This is a genomic window from Pacificoceanicola niger (genome assembly GCF_048553275.1).
In the GTDB taxonomy this organism is placed as follows: Bacteria; Pseudomonadota; Alphaproteobacteria; order Rhodobacterales; family Rhodobacteraceae; genus Pacificoceanicola.
The window spans coordinates 111,997-129,836 of the sequence record NZ_JBLZMW010000006.1 but is presented as its reverse complement, the minus strand read 5'-3'; the positions used below and the strand labels follow the sequence as shown (position 1 = coordinate 129,836).

The window sequence follows — 17,840 nt, the reverse complement described above, 5'->3', positions numbered from 1 at the left end:
AGCCCGAGGGCTGGCCCTCGGTCCCCGCAACGGCCCAGAAGTGCCAGCAGAGGCCTCTGGACCTCCCGGGAAACCGGGCCTAGGCTCCGCCGCAATACACCACAGGAGAACAGACGATGGCCACCGGCAGCAACATCCGCACCTATTTTAACGGCCAGTGGCACGATGGCGATGCGATGATCATCCGTGCCGCCGATCACGGCGCATGGCTCGGCTCCGGCGTCTTCGATGGCGCGCGGTATGTGGGCGGGATTGCTCCGGATCTGGAGGCGCACTGCGCCCGCGTGAATCGCTCGGCAGAAGCGCTGATGCTGACCCCCACCGTCAGCACCGAAGACATGGTGCAGATCGTCCGGGAGGGGCTCAAAGCCTATCCCAAGGACGCCGCCGTCTACATCCGGCCCATGTACTGGGGCATCAACGGCGACATTACGGCCATTGTCCCGCAAAAGGATGAGACCGGCTTTGCCATCTGTCTCGAAGAAATTCCGCTGGCCCCGGATACGGCCACGGTGAAGCTCGGCATGACCCGCTTCCGTCGTCCCGTGATGGAAAGCGCCGTGGTCAATGCCAAGGCTGGCTGCCTTTACCCGAACAACGCCCGCATGTTGACCGAGGTGCGCGGGCGCGGCTTTGGCAACGCGCTGGTCGCCGATGCCATGGGTAATGTTGCCGAAAGTGCCACGGCGAACGTCTTCATGGTCAAGGATGGCGCGGTCTTCACCCCGATCCCGAACGGCACGTTCCTCGCCGGGATCACCCGCGCCCGGCACATGAGCAACATGCGCGCCGATGGTATGCAGGTCCACGAAACCGTTCTGACCTTCGACGATTTCCACGGCGCAGACGAAGTCTTCCTCTCGGGAAACATGAGCAAGGTCACCGCCGTGACCGGCTTTGAGGACACCGAGTATCAGGCTGGCCCGGTGACGCGCCGCGTCCGCGAGATGTACTGGGACTGGGCCGCCTCCTCCGCAGGATGACAGGTGCACAGGCCCGCGCCAAGACACTGCTGAAGCGCTTGGGCGCGGGGGTCCGGCGGGCGCTGAACAAACCCGCCGTTGATCGGGAGCGCCCCCCGGTATCGCGCCGCGAGCAAGGCCCGCCCCTGGACGCCCAGATGCGCCGCCTTGGCGAAGCCGGATTGCCCCTCTCGGAGGGCCTGGACCGCGACGACCTGCTGGAATGGGGCCCGGAAAGCACCTATCGGGCCGATCCGTGGCGGCTCATCCTGATGACCTATGCCAGCCCCGCCGATCACCGTGACGACCGCCCGTTCTGCCCCTGTGCCGGGATGATCGACACCGAATGCGCGGATCATCCCCGCGCCTGTGCGGATCTCGTCCGCGACCTTGCCAGGATTGCCAGCCTGCAAAGCGAACTGCACGATGTCGCGATCGATATGGACCGCGGCGCCGGACAGTTCAGCTATCGCCTCGGACACCATCACCGGCAGCTTGTCCCGCACCCGGACGGCGATTGGCTTGATCCGGAAATTCTCGACCGTATGGTGTCCGATTTCGACGCGCGCCTGCCCTCCGGCACACATCTGTGGATGATGGAAAACGGCCAATCCCTCGCCATCTTCCGCCTTCCCGATACGGAGGCCGCAGGGCTGAACGCGCTGCGCCCGGGTCTGCTTCGGCGACTCGCCTCGGGAGCGCTGGACAGCCGCAAACCCTTCTGCCACGATCCAGCGCAGGAGAGACCAGCCCATGCGTAAATTCCTCGTCGTCCTCGACGACAGCCGAGAATGCCTGAACGCCATGCAGTTCGCCGCCATGCGCGCGGCGCACACCGGCGCGGGCGTGGAGATCCTCTCGGTGATTCCCCCCGATGAGTTCAATCACTGGATCGGTGTCGGCGACATCATGCGCGAAGAGGCACGAGAGCGCATCGAAGCCCATTTCGAGGTTTTCGCCAAATGGATGCGCGACAAGCAAGGGGTCGATCCCGAGCTTGTCATCCGAGAGGGCGATCCGCTCACCGAGATCCTCGATCAGGTCAACGACGATCCCGCGATTGGCGTTCTGGTGCTTGGCGCTGCGGCGGACAAGAAAGGTCCCGGCCCCCTCGTCACACAGCTGACCAAGAACGCAGGGTCCCTGCCAATTCCCATCACGATTGTACCCGGCGACATGAGCCGTGAGAGGCTGAAGGCCATTACCTGATCCGTGACGATGGCATGGTGCCTCCTCGGGATGTGCAACACGATTTGCGGTCGGACCCGCACTTTAGAACCATTCCAATCCTTGACGCTCGCGCCGCGGGAGCGCATATAGGAAGCAAGCGACAGAAGGTGCGACCCAGATGTTCATTCAAACCGAATCCACGCCCAACCCCGCCACGCTGAAGTTCCTTCCGGGACAGACCGTGCTGGAGATGGGCACCGCCGATTTCCCGACCGCCGAAAGTGCCGGCGCCTCCCCGCTGGCTCAGCGGCTTTTTGCGGTTGACGGCGTGACCGGTGTCTTCTTCGGCACCGATTTCGTCACCGTGACCAAGGCCGACACCCTCGATTGGGACCACATGAAGCCCGCCATCCTCGGCGCGATCATGGAGCATTTCCAATCCGGTCAACCGGTCATGAGCGATGGCGCGGCGCAGGCCGGCGGCCACGCCGATCACAGCGGTGAAGACGGCGAGATCGTTGGTCAGATCAAGGAACTGCTCGACAGCCGCGTGCGTCCGGCGGTGGCCCAGGACGGCGGCGACATCACATTCCACGGGTTTGATCGCGGCGTGGTCTACCTGCACATGCAGGGCGCCTGCGCGGGCTGCCCCTCCTCGACCCTGACGCTGAAGATGGGCATCGAGAACCTGCTGCGTCACTATATCCCCGAAGTGACCGAGGTGCGCCCGGTCGCTGTCTGAGCGATCGGCGCAGGGTCATCGCGGATCATGACGTCTGAACCCCTCGTTCTGGCATTCGACACATCGGCGGCGCATTGCGCCGCCGCTTTGCTCTGTGGTGACAGGGTGCTGTGCGCCCGTCACGAAGACATGGCGCGCGGACAGGCCGAGCGGCTGATGCCTCTGCTGCAAGAGGTGCTGACCGAGGCAGGCCGGGACTGGTCCGATCTCGACGCCATCGGCGTTGGCACCGGCCCCGGCAATTTCACCGGCATCCGCATTTCTGTCAGTGCCGCGCGTGGCCTCGCGCTTGGGCTGGACGTTCCGGCGGTTGGTGTTTCGCTGTTCGAGACCACGACCACGCTGGCCAACCGAACGCAAATCGCCGTTCCGGCGCCCCGCGGCCAGTTCTACCTTTGCGACACGGACAAGGACGCAGCGCCAGTCCTGACGGCGGACCTGCCTGATCTGCCCGTCGCCCTGTCGACACAGCACAGCGCAACCGAGCACGTGACGACGATGGCCCGGATCGCCGCCGCACGCCATACAGGGGAGGTGGATCGCCCTGCCCCGCTCTACATCCGCCCCGCCGATGCTGCGCCATCGCGGGACAAACCACCGGTGATTCTCGATGCGCCGCCCACGGGCGCGCCGTGACGCCGGAACGCGCAGCCGACATCGCCGCCCGCGCCTATCAGCACATGGCCCCCTGGCGCGCGGAGGACATCGCCGCCATGTTGCGCCGCCCGCACACGATCCTGAGCGCCAGCGAGCATGCTTTCGTCCTCGGACAAGTGATTGCGGATGAGGCGGAAATCTTTGCCCTCGCCGCCGACCCGGATCATCACCGCACCGGTCAGGCCTCCATCGCCTTCGCACATTTTTTGAGCGACGCTGCCGCGCGCGGGGCAACGCAGGTCTTCCTCGAAGTCTCCGCCGAAAACGCCCCAGCCATTGCCTTTTATGAGGCAAAAGGCTTCATTCGAGCAGGTGTGCGGCGCGGATATTACCGCTCCCCCCATGAAAAAGCCGTTGACGCCGTCGTCATGCGGCTGGATTTGCCCTGACGTCACCGGGCCTTAGCCGAATTCGGCCGCGACATTCCGGCAAGAATCGGTTGACCATTCCGCAGGCACACGCCCTAATCGTGGGCATTCCGCTAGGTGGCCCCACCAAGAGAGCCACTGCTTAACCGACTGGGAGTAACTCCATGACCTTTTTCGCAAAGACCCTCGGCTCTGTCGCCGCCCTCGCGCTCAGCGCAGGTGCCGCACTGGCCGACCCGGCGCTGATCTATGACCTCGGCGGCAAGTTCGACAAATCCTTCAACGAAGCCGCCTACAACGGCGCCGAGGCCTTCTCGGCAGCCACCGGTGGCAGCTACAAGGACATCGAACTGCAGTCCGAAGCCCAGCGCGAGCAGGCCCTGCGCCGCTTTGCCGAAGCAGGCTTCAACCCGGTCGTGACCACCGGATTCTCCATGTCCTCGCCGATCGCCTCCGTGGCCGCCGACTACCCGGATACCAAATTCGTCACCATCGACGGTTTTGTCGATCCCGCCGAGCACCCCAATGTTCTGTCGATCCTGTTCTCCGAGCACGAAGGCTCCTACCTCGTCGGCATGATCGCCGCGATGGCCTCCGAATCGAACACCGTGGGCTTTGTTGGCGGCATGGACATCCCGCTGATCCGCAAGTTCGCCTGCGGCTATGCCCAGGGCGCCAAGGCGGTGAATCCGGACGCCGAAGTCATTGCCAACATGACTGGCACCACCCCCGCCGCGTGGAATGACCCGGTGAAGGGCTCCGAGCTGGCGAAGGCGCAGATTTCCCAGGGCGCGGACGTGATCTTTGCCGCCGCCGGTGGCACCGGTCTGGGCGTTCTGCAAACTGCTGCGGACGAGGGCATCCTCTCGGTCGGCGTCGACAGCAACCAGAACTACCTGCACCCCGGCAAGGTCCTGACCTCCATGCTCAAGCGCGTCGATGTCGCGGTCGAAAAAGCCATGACGGACGGCGCCGATCTGGAAACCGGCGTTCAGGTCCTCGGCCTTGAACAGGAAGGCGTGGGCTACGCGCTCGACGACAACAACACTGCACTGATCTCCGCCGACATGAAAGCCGCCGTGGACGAGGCGCGCCAGAAAATCATCGCCGGCGAAATCTCCGTGCATGATTACTCCTCGGACGACACCTGCCCGGTGCTCACGTTCTGATCTGACGATACAGGCGGGCCGGGGTCTTTGCATCCCGGCCCGTATTCTATCCGCCAAAGCCCATTCCGGCCGACCTCCAAGCAGGCTGGCGCAACCGCAAGGCGCGACATGACCCAAGCCCCCGCCATTGAACTCAAAGGCATTTCCAAGGCCTTCGGCCCGGTTCAGGCCAACAAGGACATTTCCATCCGCGTCGAACGTGGCACGATCCACGGCATCATCGGCGAGAACGGAGCCGGCAAGTCCACGCTGATGTCGATCCTCTACGGCTTCTACAAGGCCGACAGCGGCGAGATCTTCATCGGCGGCAAGCAGACCGAGATCCCCGACAGCCAGGCCGCCATCGCGGCAGGGATCGGCATGGTTTTCCAGCATTTCAAGCTGGTGCAGAATTTCTCCGTCCTGGAAAACGTCATTCTCGGCGCCGAGGACGGACCGATGCTGCAACCCAGCCTCGCGCGGGCGCGCGGCGTTCTGAAACAGCTTGCTGAGGAATACGAGCTCAACGTCGACCCCGATGCGCTGGTCGAAGACCTGTCCGTCGGCCATCAACAGCGGGTCGAGATCCTCAAGGCCCTCTACCGCGAGGCCGACATTCTCATTCTGGACGAGCCGACCGGGGTGCTGACCCCGGCCGAGGCCGACCACCTCTTCCGCATCCTCGAAGGGCTGCGCAAAGAGGGCAAGACGATCATCCTGATCACGCACAAGCTGCGGGAAATCGTGGAGATCACCGACACTGTCAGCGTGATGCGGCGCGGCGAGATGACCGCCACGGTCAAGACCTCCGAAACCTCTCCCGAAGAGCTGGCCGAGCTGATGGTTGGCCGCAAGGTGCTGCTGCGCGTCGATAAAAAGCCTGCACACCCCGGCGGCAACGTCCTGGAAATCGAGAACCTGCGTCACGTGGACAGCGCCAATGTGGAGCGGCTCAAGGGGATCTCCCTGACGGTCCGCGCAGGTGAGATCGTCGGCCTTGCGGGCGTGTCCGGCAATGGCCAATCCGAACTACTGGAGGTGCTCGGTGGCTATGCCGAGGCAACCGGCACGATCCGCGTCAATGGCCAGGACATCGACCTGACCGGCAAATCGTCCGACGGTCAGAGCCGCCGCGCCCGTGGCATCGCGCATGTCCCCGAGGATCGCCATGGCGAAGGGCTGATCCTGCCGTTCACCGCCTGGGAGAATACCGTCTTCGGCTATCACCGCGATCCGGAGATCCAGAAGGGCCTGCTGATGGACAATGCCGCCATCAAGGCAGAGGCGGCAATGAAGATGGAACGCTTCGACGTGCGCCCGCCGAACCCGAACCTCGCGGCCGCGAATTTCTCGGGCGGCAACCAGCAGAAGATCGTTCTGGCCCGCGAAATCGAGCGCAACCCGGACCTGCTCCTGATCGGCCAGCCGACCCGCGGCGTGGACATCGGTGCCATCGAATTCATCCACCAGCAGATCGTCCGCCTGCGTGACGAGGGCAAGGCGATCCTGCTGGTCTCTGTCGAACTGGACGAGATCATGTCCCTGTCGGACCGCATTGCCGTGATGTTCGACGGGCAGATCATGGGCGAGCGCCTGCCCGCCGAGACGGACCAGACCGAGCTGGGTCTGCTTATGGCCGGTGTCACGGAAACCAAAGGCAAACGCCCGATCGAAGTCGTGGACGCGCAACTCCAGGCCAAGCAAGCCCGGGAGGCCAAGACCCATGAGTGACACTCCCCGCTTCTTCTCTGTCAAAATATCCCCGCCGGAGGCATCTTCGGACCGTCGCCGGGCGGCATCCAATGAAGGACGCGCAACATGACCAGAATGCCCGCATGGGCCGACGCGGTTCTCGTGCCCCTCTTCTCGATCATCATCGCCGCTCTCATCTCGGCGCTGGTGATCCTTGCCATCGGCGAAGACCCGGTCGCCGCCCTCAAACTGATGGTCGAAGGCGCGTTGATGCGCTCGTCCGGCTGGGGCTATACGCTCTATTACGCGACCAATTTCATCTTCACCGGGCTTTGCGTTGCCATTGCGTTTCATGCCCGCCTGTTCAATATCGGCGGCGAAGGGCAGGCGATGATCGGCGGTCTGGGGGTCGCGCTGGCCTGTCTTTACGTTCCATGGCCGCATTGGACCATCGCGCTTGTCGGAGCGACGGCCTCCGCTGCGCTCTTTGGCGCGGCCTGGGCCTTCATCCCGGCCTACCTGCAGGCCAAGCGCGGCAGTCACATCGTAATCACCACGATCATGTTCAACTTCATCGCCTCTGCGGTGCTGAACTACGTGCTGGTCAACCTGCTGCGCCCGACCGGAGCCATGGATCCGGCCACCGCCCGTTTCCCCGAGGCCGCGCGCCTGCCGACCTTTCAGGACATGTTCGCCACGGCGGACAACCCGCTGTTTCGCGGCTCACCAGCGAATGTGACCTTCTTCCTTGCCGTTGCCGCCTGCATCGCCTTTTGGTTCCTGATCTGGCGCACCCGTCTCGGCTATGAAATCCGCGCCTTCGGGCATTCGGAAACGGCGGCGAAATATGCCGGGATCTCGCCGGTGCGGATCATTGTCGTGGCGATGCTGATTTCCGGCGGCCTGGCGGGCATGATGGCGCTCAACACGACCATGGGCGAGGCCGAGCGCCTTGTGATGAACGCCACCGAAGGTGCCGGCTTCATCGGCATCGCCGTGGCCCTCATGGGCCGCTCGCACCCGCTGGGCGTTTTCCTCGCGGCGTTGCTCTTTGGCTTTCTCTATCAGGGCGGCGCAGAGCTCGCGCTCTGGACCAATATCCCGCGCGAACTGATCACCGTGATCCAGGCGCTGGTGATCCTGTTCACCGGGGCGCTCGACAACATGGTGCGCATGCCGCTGGAGAAGCTCTTTCTGGTCTTCGGTCGGGAGGCGCGGTGATGGATTATCTGCCCGGTTTTCTCCCGGCCTATTCCATCCTGCTGGTTGCCGTCCTGTCGCCCGGCCCTGCCGTGGCCATGCTGCTTGGCGTGGCGCTGTCGCGCGGGCGCGCGTCAGCCGTGATTGCCTCTGTCGGCGTTGCAACCGGAGCGGCCACTCTGGCGGCGCTGACGCTGGCGGGCGTTGGCCTTGTCATCCAACAGGCGGCCTGGGCCATCACGATTCTGCGCCTGATCGGCGCGGCATATCTTGCGTGGCTGGCCTGCGGTGCCTTCCGCAAGGCCATTCATCCGCCACGGGTGACAGCGGCCGACATGCCCCCGCTGAGCGCCCCGCGCGCCTTTGCCGCCGGGTATCTGATGCAAATCACCAACCCAAAAGCCATCGTCTTCTGGATCGCCATCGCCTCCGTCGGGGCAACCCAAGGCGCCCCCGCCCATGTGGTCGCGCTCTTCCTGTTCGGCGCGTTCGCGATCTCGCTGACCGGACACGGCGCCTATGCGCTGGCGCTTTCAGCGCCGCCGGTGCGGACGCTTTATGGCCGCGCGCGCCGGGGCATCGAAGCGACCCTCGGCGTCCTGTTTACCCTTTTCGCAATCCGCCTCGCCACGGCAAGGAGCTGAACGAACCATGGATCTCGACACCCTCATCCAGGTCGGCGGCAGCACCATCCGCCTCTCCACCCCGCTGCTTCTGGCCTGCCTCGCCGGTCTGTTCTCCGAACGATCGGGCGTGATCGACATCGGCCTCGAAGGCAAGATGCTGATCGCGGCCTTCTTCTCTGCGGCTTTCGCCTTCACCTCCGGGTCGGTCTGGATCGGCATGTTTGCCGGGATCGCCGCCTCGCTTGCCCTGTCCGGCCTGCATGGCCTCGCCTCCATCACCTTTCGCGGCAATCAACTGATCTCCGGCGTCGCCCTGAATTTTCTCGCCTCGGGGGTCACGGTACTGATCGCCCAGGTCTGGTTCGGGCAAGGCGGGAGGACGCCTTCGCTGATGTCCGGTGGGCGCTTTGAGTCCCTCACCCTCCCCTTCGCCGAGGCGCTGCGCGACGTGCCGGTTTTGGGCCCGATCTATGCCGACATGCTCTCAGGCCATTCCATTCTCGTCTATGTCTCCTTTCTCGCCGTGCCCCTGACATGGTGGGTGCTCTATCGTACGCGTTATGGCCTGCGTCTGCGCGCCGTGGGTGAAGCCCCCGAAGCGGTCGACACCGCCGGCGTCTCCGTCGCCGGCCTGCGCTACAGCTCGCTGGTCATCACCGGTGTGCTCTGCGGCCTCGCCGGGGCCTACCTCGCCACCGGGCTGCAGGCGGGCTTCGTGCGGGAGATGACTGCGGGCCGTGGCTATATCGCCCTTGCCGCATTGATATTTGCCAAATGGCGACCGTGGTACGCGCTCGGCGCCTGCCTGCTGTTCGGTTTCCTTCAGGCGGTGGCTCTGCGTTATCAGAATATTGACCTCGGCGCGTTTACAGTGCCCGTGCAGGTCATGGACGCCCTGCCCTACATCCTGACCGTGGTCATCCTCGCCGGTTTTGTCGGCAAAGCCATCCCGCCCCGCGCGGGCGGCGAGCCCTACGTCAAGGAACGCTGACTCGATCGGGGGCAATCGCCGCCGGACACATGCAAAATCACGAGCCGCCCCGTTGCCTTTGACGGTGCGGCAGCGCAGAATATCGAAATGCAGATATACCTCCCCATCGCCGAGGTTTCGGTGAACATCCTGCTGATCCTCGGCCTTGGCGGGCTGGTCGGAGTGCTCTCTGGCATGTTCGGGGTCGGGGGCGGTTTTCTTCTCACGCCTCTGCTGTTCTTCATCGGCATTCCACCCGCCGTTGCCGTGGCCACCGGCGCAAATCAGATCGTTGCCTCGTCCTTCTCGGCCGTGCTGGCGCATTTCAAACGGCGCACTGTGGATCTCAGGATGGGCAGCGTGCTCCTGATCGGCGGTCTTGTCGGCGCGAGCTTCGGCATCTGGCTGTTCAACTATCTCAAGAAGCTGGGACAGGTGGATCTGCTTGTCTCGCTCTTCTACGTGGTCTTTCTTGGCGTGATCGGCGCGCTGATGATGATCGAAAGCGTGCGCGCCCTGCGCCGGTCGCGGCGCGGCGCCCGCCCCATGCGCAAGAAGCACAACTGGATTCACGGCCTGCCGTTCAAGATCCGGTTCCGCACTTCGGGCCTCTACATCTCCGTCATCCCGCCCTTGCTCGTCGGCCTGCTTGTCGGCGTTCTCGCGGCGATCATGGGGGTTGGCGGCGGCTTCATCATGGTACCCGCGATGATCTACCTGCTAGGCATGCCGACGAAAGTCGTTGTCGGCACCTCGCTGTTCCAGATCATCTTCGTCGCCGCCTTCACCACCATGCTGCATGCCGCAACCAACTATACCGTCGACATCGTGCTCGCGGTCCTGCTGCTGGTGGGTGGCGTGATCGGCGCGCAGTTCGGCACAACCATCGGTTCTCGCCTGAAGGCCGAGCAGCTCCGCATTCTTCTGGCCGGTCTGGTGCTGCTGGTCTGCGCCAAACTGGGCCTCGAACTGTTGCTCGAACCGGCCGAGGTCTTCGGCATCACGGGGGTCTGAGCGATGCGTTTGCTGTCCGCGCTGTTCTTGTTCTTCCTTACCGCCACAACGGCGGCCAGTGCAGAAAACGTGGTGCTGGGCCTGAGCCAGGATCAGGTTTCCATCTCCACCGACTTCGACGGCTCCGAGATCCTGATTTTCGGCGCGATCAAGCGCGAAGAGCCGATCCCGGAAGGCGCCCCGCTGGAGGTGATCATCACGCTCGCCGGACCGCTGCAACCGCTCACCGTGCGCCGCAAGGAACGCCGCCTCGGCATCTGGGTCAACACCGATGCGGTCCAGATTGACGCAGCCCCCTCCTTCTACGCCGTTGCCACGTCCGGGCCGTGGGACGAGGTCATCACCAATGTCGAGGACCTGCGCCATCACATTTCCATCCCGCGCGCCATCCGGTCGGTTGGTGCCCCGATGCAGGTCCAGGATTCCCAAGCGTTTTCCGCAGCCGTCATTCGCATTCGCGAAAAAGAGGGCACCTACCAATTGCGGGAAAGCGCTGTCGAGATCAGCGAATCCACGCTTTTCAACACCTCCATCGCCATGCCCGCAAACCTTGTCGAGGGCAGCTATCCGATGCGGATCTTCCTGACCCGGGGCGGACAGGTGATCTCTTCGTTCGAGACCGTGATCGCGGTGCGCAAGGTGGGTCTTGAACGCTGGCTCTATCAACTCTCGCGCCAGCAACCGCTGATCTACGGTCTGATGTCCATCGCCATCGCCATCGCCGCGGGCTGGGGTGCATCTACGGCCTTCCGTCTCTTGAGGTCCGGCTGATGCCCCGCACCGCGCCCGGAACCCGCGCCGATTACCGCGCCTTTGTCCCGCTGCAAACCCGCTGGGCGGACAATGACGAATATGGGCATATGAACAACGCCGCCTATCTCGTGCTCGTCGATACGGCGGTGAGCTACTGGCAAATGCAGCAGGACATCGCCATTCGCGGCCCCTGGGCCCATCGCTTTGTCGTGGTGGAAACCGGCATGCGCTTTCACGCGGAAATGGGCTTTCCCGATCCGGTCACGGCGGGGTTGAGGATCGGGCACCTGGGCACATCGTCCTTCCGGTTCGACATCGGCCTGTTCCGGGGCGAGGCGGAGACAGCGAACGCCGAAGGCTTCTTTGCGATGGTGCTGACGGGTCAGGACGGCAAACCCCGGCCCCTGCCGGACACGCTGCGGACCAAGTTCGAGACAATCCTGTCCTGACACCCCGCTCGCCCGCGACGACCGGGGACGCCGGTCAACACGGACGCGACGCACCCCTCAAAAGAAGCTCTGCGGATCGACGTCGATGGCAAGCCGCAGATCCCCGCGCAGCTTCACGCCGGACACCCACTCCCGCAGCGCCGCCTGCAGCGCCACGCCCTTCTCCGCCTTCACCAGAAGCCTCACCCGGTGCCGTCCACGGACACGGGCGATGGGCGCGGGCGCGGGGCCATAGACCACGGCCCCGATCCGCCGCAGCGGCGCGTCATTCCGCGCCAGATGCGTGCCAAGCTCAAAGACCTGCTGCGCCTCGCCGCCCGACAGGATGATCCCGGCAAGGCGGCCATAAGGCGGCATGCCAGCCGCGCGGCGCTCTTCAGCCTCGGCTTTCCAGAACGCCTCTTCGTCGCCACCGAGGATGGCACGGATCACAGGGTGCTCGGGCTGATAGGTCTGCAGCAGCGCGACGCCCGGCTTTTCCGCCCGTCCCGCACGGCCCGCGACCTGCCGCATAAGCTGAAATGTCCGCTCCGCGGCGCGCAGGTCCGAGCCTTGCAGGCCCAGGTCCGCGTCAATCACCCCGACCAGTGTCAACAGCGGGAAGTTATGCCCCTTGGCCACCAGTTGCGTGCCGATAATGATATCCGCCGCACCCTCGGCGATCTGCACGATCTGTTCCTTGAGCTCGCGCGCCGTGCCATAGAGGTCCGAGGACAGCACCGCGATGCGCGCATCGGGAAACAGCTCCGCCGCCTCTTCCGCCAGCCGCTCCACTCCCGGGCCGACCGGGGCAAGCCGGTCCTCCGCATCGCAGGACGGGCAGGTTTGCGGGATCGGCGTGCTCTCGCCGCATTGATGGCAGACCAGCCGCCGCAGGAACCGGTGTTCGACCATCCGGGCATCGCAATGCGGACAGCCGATCTGCTGCCCGCAGGTCCGGCAGATCGTCACCGGGGCATAGCCGCGCCGGTTCAGGAACAGGAGCGCCTGCTCTCCGGCCGCCATCCGCTGACGCACGGCGGTTTCCATCTGCGCGGAAATCCAGCGGTTGGACGGCAGCTTCTCGGGCCGCAGGTCAAGCGCCTTCATCTCCGGCAGCACCGCCGCGCCGAACCGGGAGGTCAGCACCAGCCTGTCATACTTGCCCGCATCGGCGTTGGCCCAGCTCTCCAGGCACGGTGTCGCAGAGGCCAGCACCACCTGCGCGCCAAGGATCGACGCACGCAACACCGCCATGTCACGCGCGTTGTACATTACGCCCTCGTCCTGTTTGTAGGAGGTGTCGTGCTCCTCATCGACGACGATCAGGCCGAGACTCTGATACGGCAGGAACAGCGCGGAACGTGCGCCAACAACCAACTGTGCATGGCCTTCGGCCACCATGCGCCACGTCCGGCGACGTTCCGTCATCGTCACCCCGGAATGCCATTCCGCCGGGCGGGCGCCGAACCGCGCCTCGACCCGGGAAAGAAATTCAGCGGACAGCGCAATCTCCGGCAGCAGGACCAAAGCCTGCCGCCCGGCGCGCAGCGCCTCGGCCACCGCTTCGAGGTAAACTTCGGTCTTGCCAGATCCGGTGACGCCCTTGAGCAGGGTCGTCTTGTAGACACCGGCCTGCTGCGCCGCGCGCAGTTGCGCCGCCGCCGCCTCCTGGTCCCCGGTCAGGTCCTTGGCGCCATAATCGGGATCGAGCCGAGGGAAGGGCGTGTCGCGCGGGCTTTCCTCCTCGATGATGGCCCCGGAGGGCAGCAGCCCCTTGACCACCTGCGGCGTCACCCCGGCGCTTTCGGCCAATTCCTTCAGCGTCAGGGCCAGACCGCCCATCTCCTGCGCCGCCTCGATCACCCGGCGCCGTGCGTCCGTCAGGCGCGGAGGCTCGCCATCACCCATGCGGTAAACCTTCCGCATCGACGGCGCATCGCCAAGACCCGGCGCGCGCGTCGCCAGCCGCAGCATCATGGACATTGGCGTCAGCGTGTAGGCGCCGCATTTTTCGAGAAACAGCTTCATTTCCTCGCGCATCGGCGGCGCGTCCAGCACCCGGATGATCGAGCGGGCCTTGGCCGGATCAAAGCCGCCCTGTCCCGGCCCCCAGACCACCCCCAGCACCTTGCGCGGGCCAAGAGGCACTTCCACGAAGGCGCCGGGAAAACAGCCGCCTTCCGGCGCCTTGTAATCCAGCGGCCGGTCGATCGGCTGCGCCGTCAGCACGGCGACAAGCGTGCCGGTCTCAAAGAAACCGGGCTGCGATTCACTGCAATCGAGGGTTTTGTGCGCCATGCAAAAGGGGTAAAGCCCATGGCAGAAAAGGCCAAGCCATCAAAGGGAGCTGCCCCCATGAAATTCTTTGTCGATACCGCCGACGTCGATGCCATCCGCGCGCTGAATGATCTCGGCATGGTGGACGGTGTGACCACCAACCCCACCCTGATCAAGAAATCCGGGCGCGACATCCTCGAAGTGACCAAGGAAATCTGCGAGATGGTCTCCGGGCCGGTCTCTGCCGAGGTGACCGCCACCGATGCGGACACGATGATCGCCGAGGGCCGCAAGCTCGCCGAAATCGCCGAGAACATCGCCGTGAAGGTGCCGCTGACCTGGGACGGTCTCAAGGCCTGCAAGGTGCTGACGGACGAAGGCAAAATGGTCAACGTGACGCTTTGCTTCTCCGCCAATCAGGCGCTTCTGGCCGCCAAGGCCGGCGCGACCTTCATCTCGCCGTTCATCGGACGTCTGGACGACCTCAATATCGACGGTCTGGAACTGATTGCGGACATCCGCGAGATCTACGACAACTACGGCTTTGAAACCCAGATCCTTGCCGCCTCCATCCGCACCGCGAACCATATGAGCGACTGCGCGAAGATCGGCGCGGATGTGGCCACCGCCCCTCCGGCGGTGATCAAGGCCATGGCGAACCACGTTCTGACCGACAAGGGACTCGATGCCTTCCTGAAAGACATCAAGGACGCCGGGATCAAGATCGTCTGAGAGGTTTCGCCTCGCTGGCGCGAGGCGACCGGCGCGCCTTCGGCGCGGAAAATTCCCAGGGGAAATTTTGGTGGGGGCTCTGCCCCCGCCCTACGGGCTCCCCCGAGGTATTTATAGACCAAAGACGATCAAAGCGGGACGCACGACGCGGCCAGCTTTTTCATTTTTCGATGTTCGGCGCGCCCTGCAGACCGAGGATCTTGCGAAACCCCGTCCAATAGCCCGGCAGACGCGGTGGCTGCGCCATGCCGGCAATCGCCTCTTGTGCCCAGGGCTGCATGTCCCGCGCAGCAAAATCGCGTCCCCAGGCGAGATAGCTTTGCGCGTGCTCCGGGCGCAGGCGGCAGGCGCTGCCGACGAGGCCCACGAGCGTCTCCGGCGGGCTGTACCACTCGTCCTGAATCCCGGTGACCCGCGATTGCAGCAAGGGACCGACGATTCGCATCAGGCGCTTTTCGGAGAATTGCAGCAGCAGCTTGCCCATCTCGTCGCGGGAATAGTGGATCAGCGGCGGGAAGGTGTCGAAGAACCGGGCGGTGCCCTCGACATAGGCGAAGTTGCGGATCGACGGATGAAAGCCGATCCGGGCGTTTGAGCTTTCCGCCCAGTGCCAGAAACGGGCGATGACCTGGCCCGCCGCCTCCATCATCTCAAGCGTTTCTTCGTGCGTCCCCGTCTGCATGAGCGGGCGCATGAGGCGATCCGTCGGCAGGGCCTGCTGCACAATCACCGGGATGCGGCTGCCGTCCATATCCAGCAGATGGAACTCGGTTTCCGGCAGGCCGACCTCGGCGGCGTTCAGCGCCTCGACGTAATGATCGTGACAGCGTTTCAGCCGGTCGAGGGCCGCCGCATCCGGCAAGCTGCGGTAGACCTTGATTACCTTGTCGGCCAAAGGGCCTGACGCCGGTTGGAACGGCGCGCAGAAATAGCCCAGCTTTGAAATGGTCTGCCCGCGCGACGCATTGTCGGCGCGGATCAGATCGGCAAGGGCGGCAAGATCGGTCATGGCGGGCACTCCTTTGCGCCGCTCCTTACCCGTTTGCCAGGACCTGCGCCACCTCTGCCGTCAGGGCCCGCACTTCCTCATGGGCCGGACCTTTCGGCATTTCCAGCGCCCCGAGGCCGAGGCCCAGCGATTCCGCATAGACGACCCGGTTGGCAAAGCCTGCCTCCGCGATGCGCGCATCCATTTTCGCGGCCGCCTCTGCCACATCCGCGCCAAGCCGCGTGCCCGCGCGGGTCCGGTTCATCACCAGCAGCGTCTCGCTGTTCTCGCGCTGTGCCAGATCGAGCACCCCTTCGGTGGCCCACAGGTCCACATGGCTGACCGAAACCGGCACCACCACCAGCTGCGCCACCCGCAGCGCAGGCCGCAGGTCGCTGTCCGCCTTGGGCGGGGTGTCAACAATGACGAAATCGAAATCGGCTGTCATCTTGCGCACTTCGTAGGAGATGCCCCAGGCCGAGGACGTCGCGAATTCCATGCCTTCGGTTTTTTCGGGATAGTTCTCCACGCGGGTCATGAACCACCGGCCAAGGCTGCCCTGCGGATCGAGATCGACAAAGGCCACGCGCTTGCCCAGCGCCTGCAGCCCGACGCCGAGATTGACCGCCGTGGTAGTCTTGCCGGAGCCGCCCTTTTGCTGTGCGACTGTGATAACCTGGCCTGCCATGACACACCCTCCCGTTGAACACAGGCACTTTGCACTTGCAGCATGGGAGAATCCAGCCTGAAAGCATGGGCTGCGATCCGGCATGGCCGCTTTCAGAGCAATTTGTGTCAAAGGCCGCGCACTTCGCGCAGCTTAACCCGCTCTTAACCGAGATGAACACATGATCGCGCGATCCCCGAGGTAATCCGCCCATGCGTCTGCTCCTGCTTGCCCTGCTCTGGACCCTGTGCACCGGCACCGTTCAGGCCGGGGCTTGGCCACGCGAGAAGGGACACGGATTCCTCAGCAGCGCCGTGCGCCTGTCCTGGCCACAGAACATCGACCACTGGACTTCGCTGAGCCCGACACAGCAGTATTACACCGCCTATCTCGAATACGGTCTGACCGACCGTGTAACGCTTGGTTTCGATTTCGGGCGGTCCGTCTCCGGCAGCGGCAAGACCGTCGGTTTCCTGCAATGGCCTCTGCGCAACAAGGACAAGGGCCCCAAGATCGCCTTCGCCCTCGGCCTCGGCCGCATCGGGGAACAGACGGTGCTCCGCCCCGGCGTGTCCCTGGGCTGGGGGCTGAAGAAAGGCTGGCTGACCATGGACGCGTTGGCGGAATTTCAGACCAACACCGGTTTGGCCGATTACAAGATGGACATCACCTGGGGGCGCAATCTTGCCAAGGACCGCAAGCTGATCGTGCAAATCCAGACCGGCCAGCCCGCCGACGATCCCGGCTTTGTCCGGCTGGCACCCTCCTTCGTCACCCCATTGGGCAAACGCGGGGTCATGATCGAAACCGGCGCGACCTATGGCCTGACCGGGGACACATCCATGGGACTGAAATTCGGCATCTGGAAGAATTTCTGAAATTGCGTCAGGATCACGGCCATGACCTCTCCGATCCGCCCCACCAATGAAGAAGCCCGCGGCCTTGCGCGCGATCTTATCCATTCCGCTCGGTTCGGCGCGCTCGCCGTGCTCGATCCTGAAACCGCCGCCCCGCTGATCAGCCGCATCGCCGTGGTACCGGGGCCGGACGGGCTGCCGCTGGCGCTTGTCTCTGATCTCGCGGGGCACACGCAAGCGCTCAAGGCCAATCCGATTTGCTCGCTGATGGTCGGCGAGCCGCAGGACCGGGGCGATCCGCTCACCCATCCGCGACTGAGCATTGAGGGTCGCGCGATGTTCATCCGCCACGGCGACCCACGGCACGCAGAGCTCGCCGCGCATTACCTGCAGCTGCAGCCCAAGGCCAAACTCTACATCGGCTTTGCCGATTTCGCCTTGATGCGGATCGTGCCGACCAGCGCGTTCCTGAACGGCGGATTTGGCAAGGCCTTCCGGCTCACACCGGAAGATCTCGGCACGACGTAAACCGGGCCCACCACGAAAGGGCAGGCCCGACATGACCGGCGGGCAGCCGGCCTCAGTC

At 64.5% G+C, this 17,840-nt stretch carries 20 protein-coding genes; 17 read left to right on the top strand and 3 right to left on the bottom strand.

Going from position 1 to position 17,840, the window contains the following annotated elements:
- Positions 1 to 116 precede the first annotated feature (116 nt).
- From ACN2XU_RS10140 to ACN2XU_RS10075, 14 genes are all read left to right on the top strand, one after another.
- Positions 117 to 983 carry a branched-chain amino acid aminotransferase gene (locus ACN2XU_RS10140; protein WP_419410320.1) on the top strand — a complete coding sequence of 289 codons (867 nt, stop codon included), beginning with the start codon at positions 117 to 119 and terminating at the stop codon, positions 981 to 983.
- A complete protein-coding gene (locus ACN2XU_RS10135; protein ID WP_419410319.1) occupies positions 980 to 1,723 on the top strand; it encodes a hypothetical protein in 744 nt (247 codons plus the stop codon). Before ACN2XU_RS10140 ends, ACN2XU_RS10135 begins: the two co-directional genes overlap by 4 nt.
- Positions 1,716 to 2,171 carry a universal stress protein gene (locus ACN2XU_RS10130; RefSeq protein WP_419410318.1) on the top strand — a complete coding sequence of 152 codons (456 nt, stop codon included), beginning with the start codon at positions 1,716 to 1,718 and terminating at the stop codon, positions 2,169 to 2,171. The genes ACN2XU_RS10135 and ACN2XU_RS10130 overlap by 8 nt, the downstream gene beginning before the upstream one ends.
- A 139-nt stretch (positions 2,172 to 2,310) precedes the next feature.
- Positions 2,311 to 2,874 carry a NifU family protein gene (locus ACN2XU_RS10125; RefSeq protein WP_419410317.1) on the top strand — a complete coding sequence of 188 codons (564 nt, stop codon included), beginning with the start codon at positions 2,311 to 2,313 and terminating at the stop codon, positions 2,872 to 2,874.
- A 27-nt stretch (positions 2,875 to 2,901) separates the two neighbouring features.
- The gene (tsaB, locus tag ACN2XU_RS10120) at positions 2,902 to 3,510 is read left to right on the top strand and encodes a tRNA (adenosine(37)-N6)-threonylcarbamoyltransferase complex dimerization subunit type 1 TsaB (protein WP_419410316.1); all 609 of its coding nucleotides are present in this window, start codon (positions 2,902 to 2,904) and stop codon (positions 3,508 to 3,510) included.
- A complete protein-coding gene (locus ACN2XU_RS10115; protein WP_419410315.1) occupies positions 3,507 to 3,920 on the top strand; it encodes a GNAT family N-acetyltransferase in 414 nt (137 codons plus the stop codon). The genes tsaB and ACN2XU_RS10115 overlap by 4 nt, the downstream gene beginning before the upstream one ends.
- 143 nt (positions 3,921 to 4,063) lie before the next feature.
- Positions 4,064 to 5,068, top strand: coding sequence for a BMP family lipoprotein (locus tag ACN2XU_RS10110; RefSeq protein ID WP_419410314.1), 1,005 nt, complete (start codon positions 4,064 to 4,066; stop codon positions 5,066 to 5,068).
- A 108-nt stretch (positions 5,069 to 5,176) separates the two neighbouring features.
- The gene (locus ACN2XU_RS10105; protein ID WP_419410313.1) at positions 5,177 to 6,778 is read left to right on the top strand and encodes an ABC transporter ATP-binding protein; all 1,602 of its coding nucleotides are present in this window, start codon (positions 5,177 to 5,179) and stop codon (positions 6,776 to 6,778) included.
- A gap of 87 nt (positions 6,779 to 6,865) precedes the next feature.
- The gene (locus ACN2XU_RS10100) at positions 6,866 to 7,960 is read left to right on the top strand and encodes an ABC transporter permease (protein ID WP_419410312.1); all 1,095 of its coding nucleotides are present in this window, start codon (positions 6,866 to 6,868) and stop codon (positions 7,958 to 7,960) included.
- A complete protein-coding gene (locus ACN2XU_RS10095) occupies positions 7,960 to 8,583 on the top strand; it encodes a LysE family translocator (protein ID WP_419410311.1) in 624 nt (207 codons plus the stop codon). Before ACN2XU_RS10100 ends, ACN2XU_RS10095 begins: the two co-directional genes overlap by 1 nt.
- 7 nt (positions 8,584 to 8,590) lie before the next feature.
- The gene (locus ACN2XU_RS10090; protein WP_419410310.1) at positions 8,591 to 9,556 is read left to right on the top strand and encodes an ABC transporter permease; all 966 of its coding nucleotides are present in this window, start codon (positions 8,591 to 8,593) and stop codon (positions 9,554 to 9,556) included.
- An 87-nt stretch (positions 9,557 to 9,643) separates the two neighbouring features.
- Complete coding sequence (locus ACN2XU_RS10085) at positions 9,644 to 10,549, top strand: sulfite exporter TauE/SafE family protein (protein ID WP_419410309.1); 906 nt, start codon at positions 9,644 to 9,646, stop codon at positions 10,547 to 10,549.
- A gap of 3 nt (positions 10,550 to 10,552) precedes the next feature.
- Positions 10,553 to 11,320, top strand: coding sequence for a TIGR02186 family protein (locus ACN2XU_RS10080; RefSeq protein WP_419410308.1), 768 nt, complete (start codon positions 10,553 to 10,555; stop codon positions 11,318 to 11,320).
- Complete coding sequence (locus ACN2XU_RS10075; RefSeq protein ID WP_419410307.1) at positions 11,320 to 11,751, top strand: acyl-CoA thioesterase; 432 nt, start codon at positions 11,320 to 11,322, stop codon at positions 11,749 to 11,751. Before ACN2XU_RS10080 ends, ACN2XU_RS10075 begins: the two co-directional genes overlap by 1 nt.
- 57 nt (positions 11,752 to 11,808) lie before the next feature.
- On the opposite strand, the gene ACN2XU_RS10070 is transcribed toward ACN2XU_RS10075, so the two are convergent.
- Positions 11,809 to 14,031: a primosomal protein N' gene (locus ACN2XU_RS10070; protein WP_419410306.1), complete on the bottom strand. Its 2,223-nt coding sequence runs from the start codon at positions 14,029 to 14,031 to the stop codon at positions 11,809 to 11,811.
- A gap of 57 nt (positions 14,032 to 14,088) precedes the next feature.
- On the opposite strand from ACN2XU_RS10070, the gene fsa reads away from it, so the two are divergent.
- Positions 14,089 to 14,742, top strand: coding sequence for a fructose-6-phosphate aldolase (gene fsa, locus ACN2XU_RS10065; RefSeq protein WP_419410305.1), 654 nt, complete (start codon positions 14,089 to 14,091; stop codon positions 14,740 to 14,742).
- Positions 14,743 to 14,902: 160 nt separating this feature from the next.
- Here the strand turns inward: fsa and ACN2XU_RS10060 are convergent, their stop codons facing one another.
- Positions 14,903 to 15,751, bottom strand: a complete 849-nt coding sequence (locus tag ACN2XU_RS10060) for a DUF6206 family protein (protein WP_419410304.1) — start codon at positions 15,749 to 15,751, stop codon at positions 14,903 to 14,905.
- Positions 15,752 to 15,776: 25 nt separating this feature from the next.
- Positions 15,777 to 16,418 carry a ParA family partition ATPase gene (gene parA / locus ACN2XU_RS10055; protein ID WP_419410303.1) on the bottom strand — a complete coding sequence of 214 codons (642 nt, stop codon included), beginning with the start codon at positions 16,416 to 16,418 and terminating at the stop codon, positions 15,777 to 15,779.
- A 191-nt stretch (positions 16,419 to 16,609) separates the two neighbouring features.
- Here parA and ACN2XU_RS10050 point away from each other — a divergent pair, with 191 nt between their 5' ends.
- Both ACN2XU_RS10050 and ACN2XU_RS10045 read left to right on the top strand, forming a co-directional pair.
- The gene (locus ACN2XU_RS10050) at positions 16,610 to 17,275 is read left to right on the top strand and encodes a hypothetical protein (RefSeq protein ID WP_419410302.1); all 666 of its coding nucleotides are present in this window, start codon (positions 16,610 to 16,612) and stop codon (positions 17,273 to 17,275) included.
- A gap of 21 nt (positions 17,276 to 17,296) precedes the next feature.
- Positions 17,297 to 17,782 (top strand): HugZ family pyridoxamine 5'-phosphate oxidase, encoded by a 486-nt coding sequence (locus tag ACN2XU_RS10045; protein WP_419410301.1) that lies wholly within the window; start codon positions 17,297 to 17,299, stop codon positions 17,780 to 17,782.
- Positions 17,783 to 17,840: the final 58 nt, after the last annotated feature.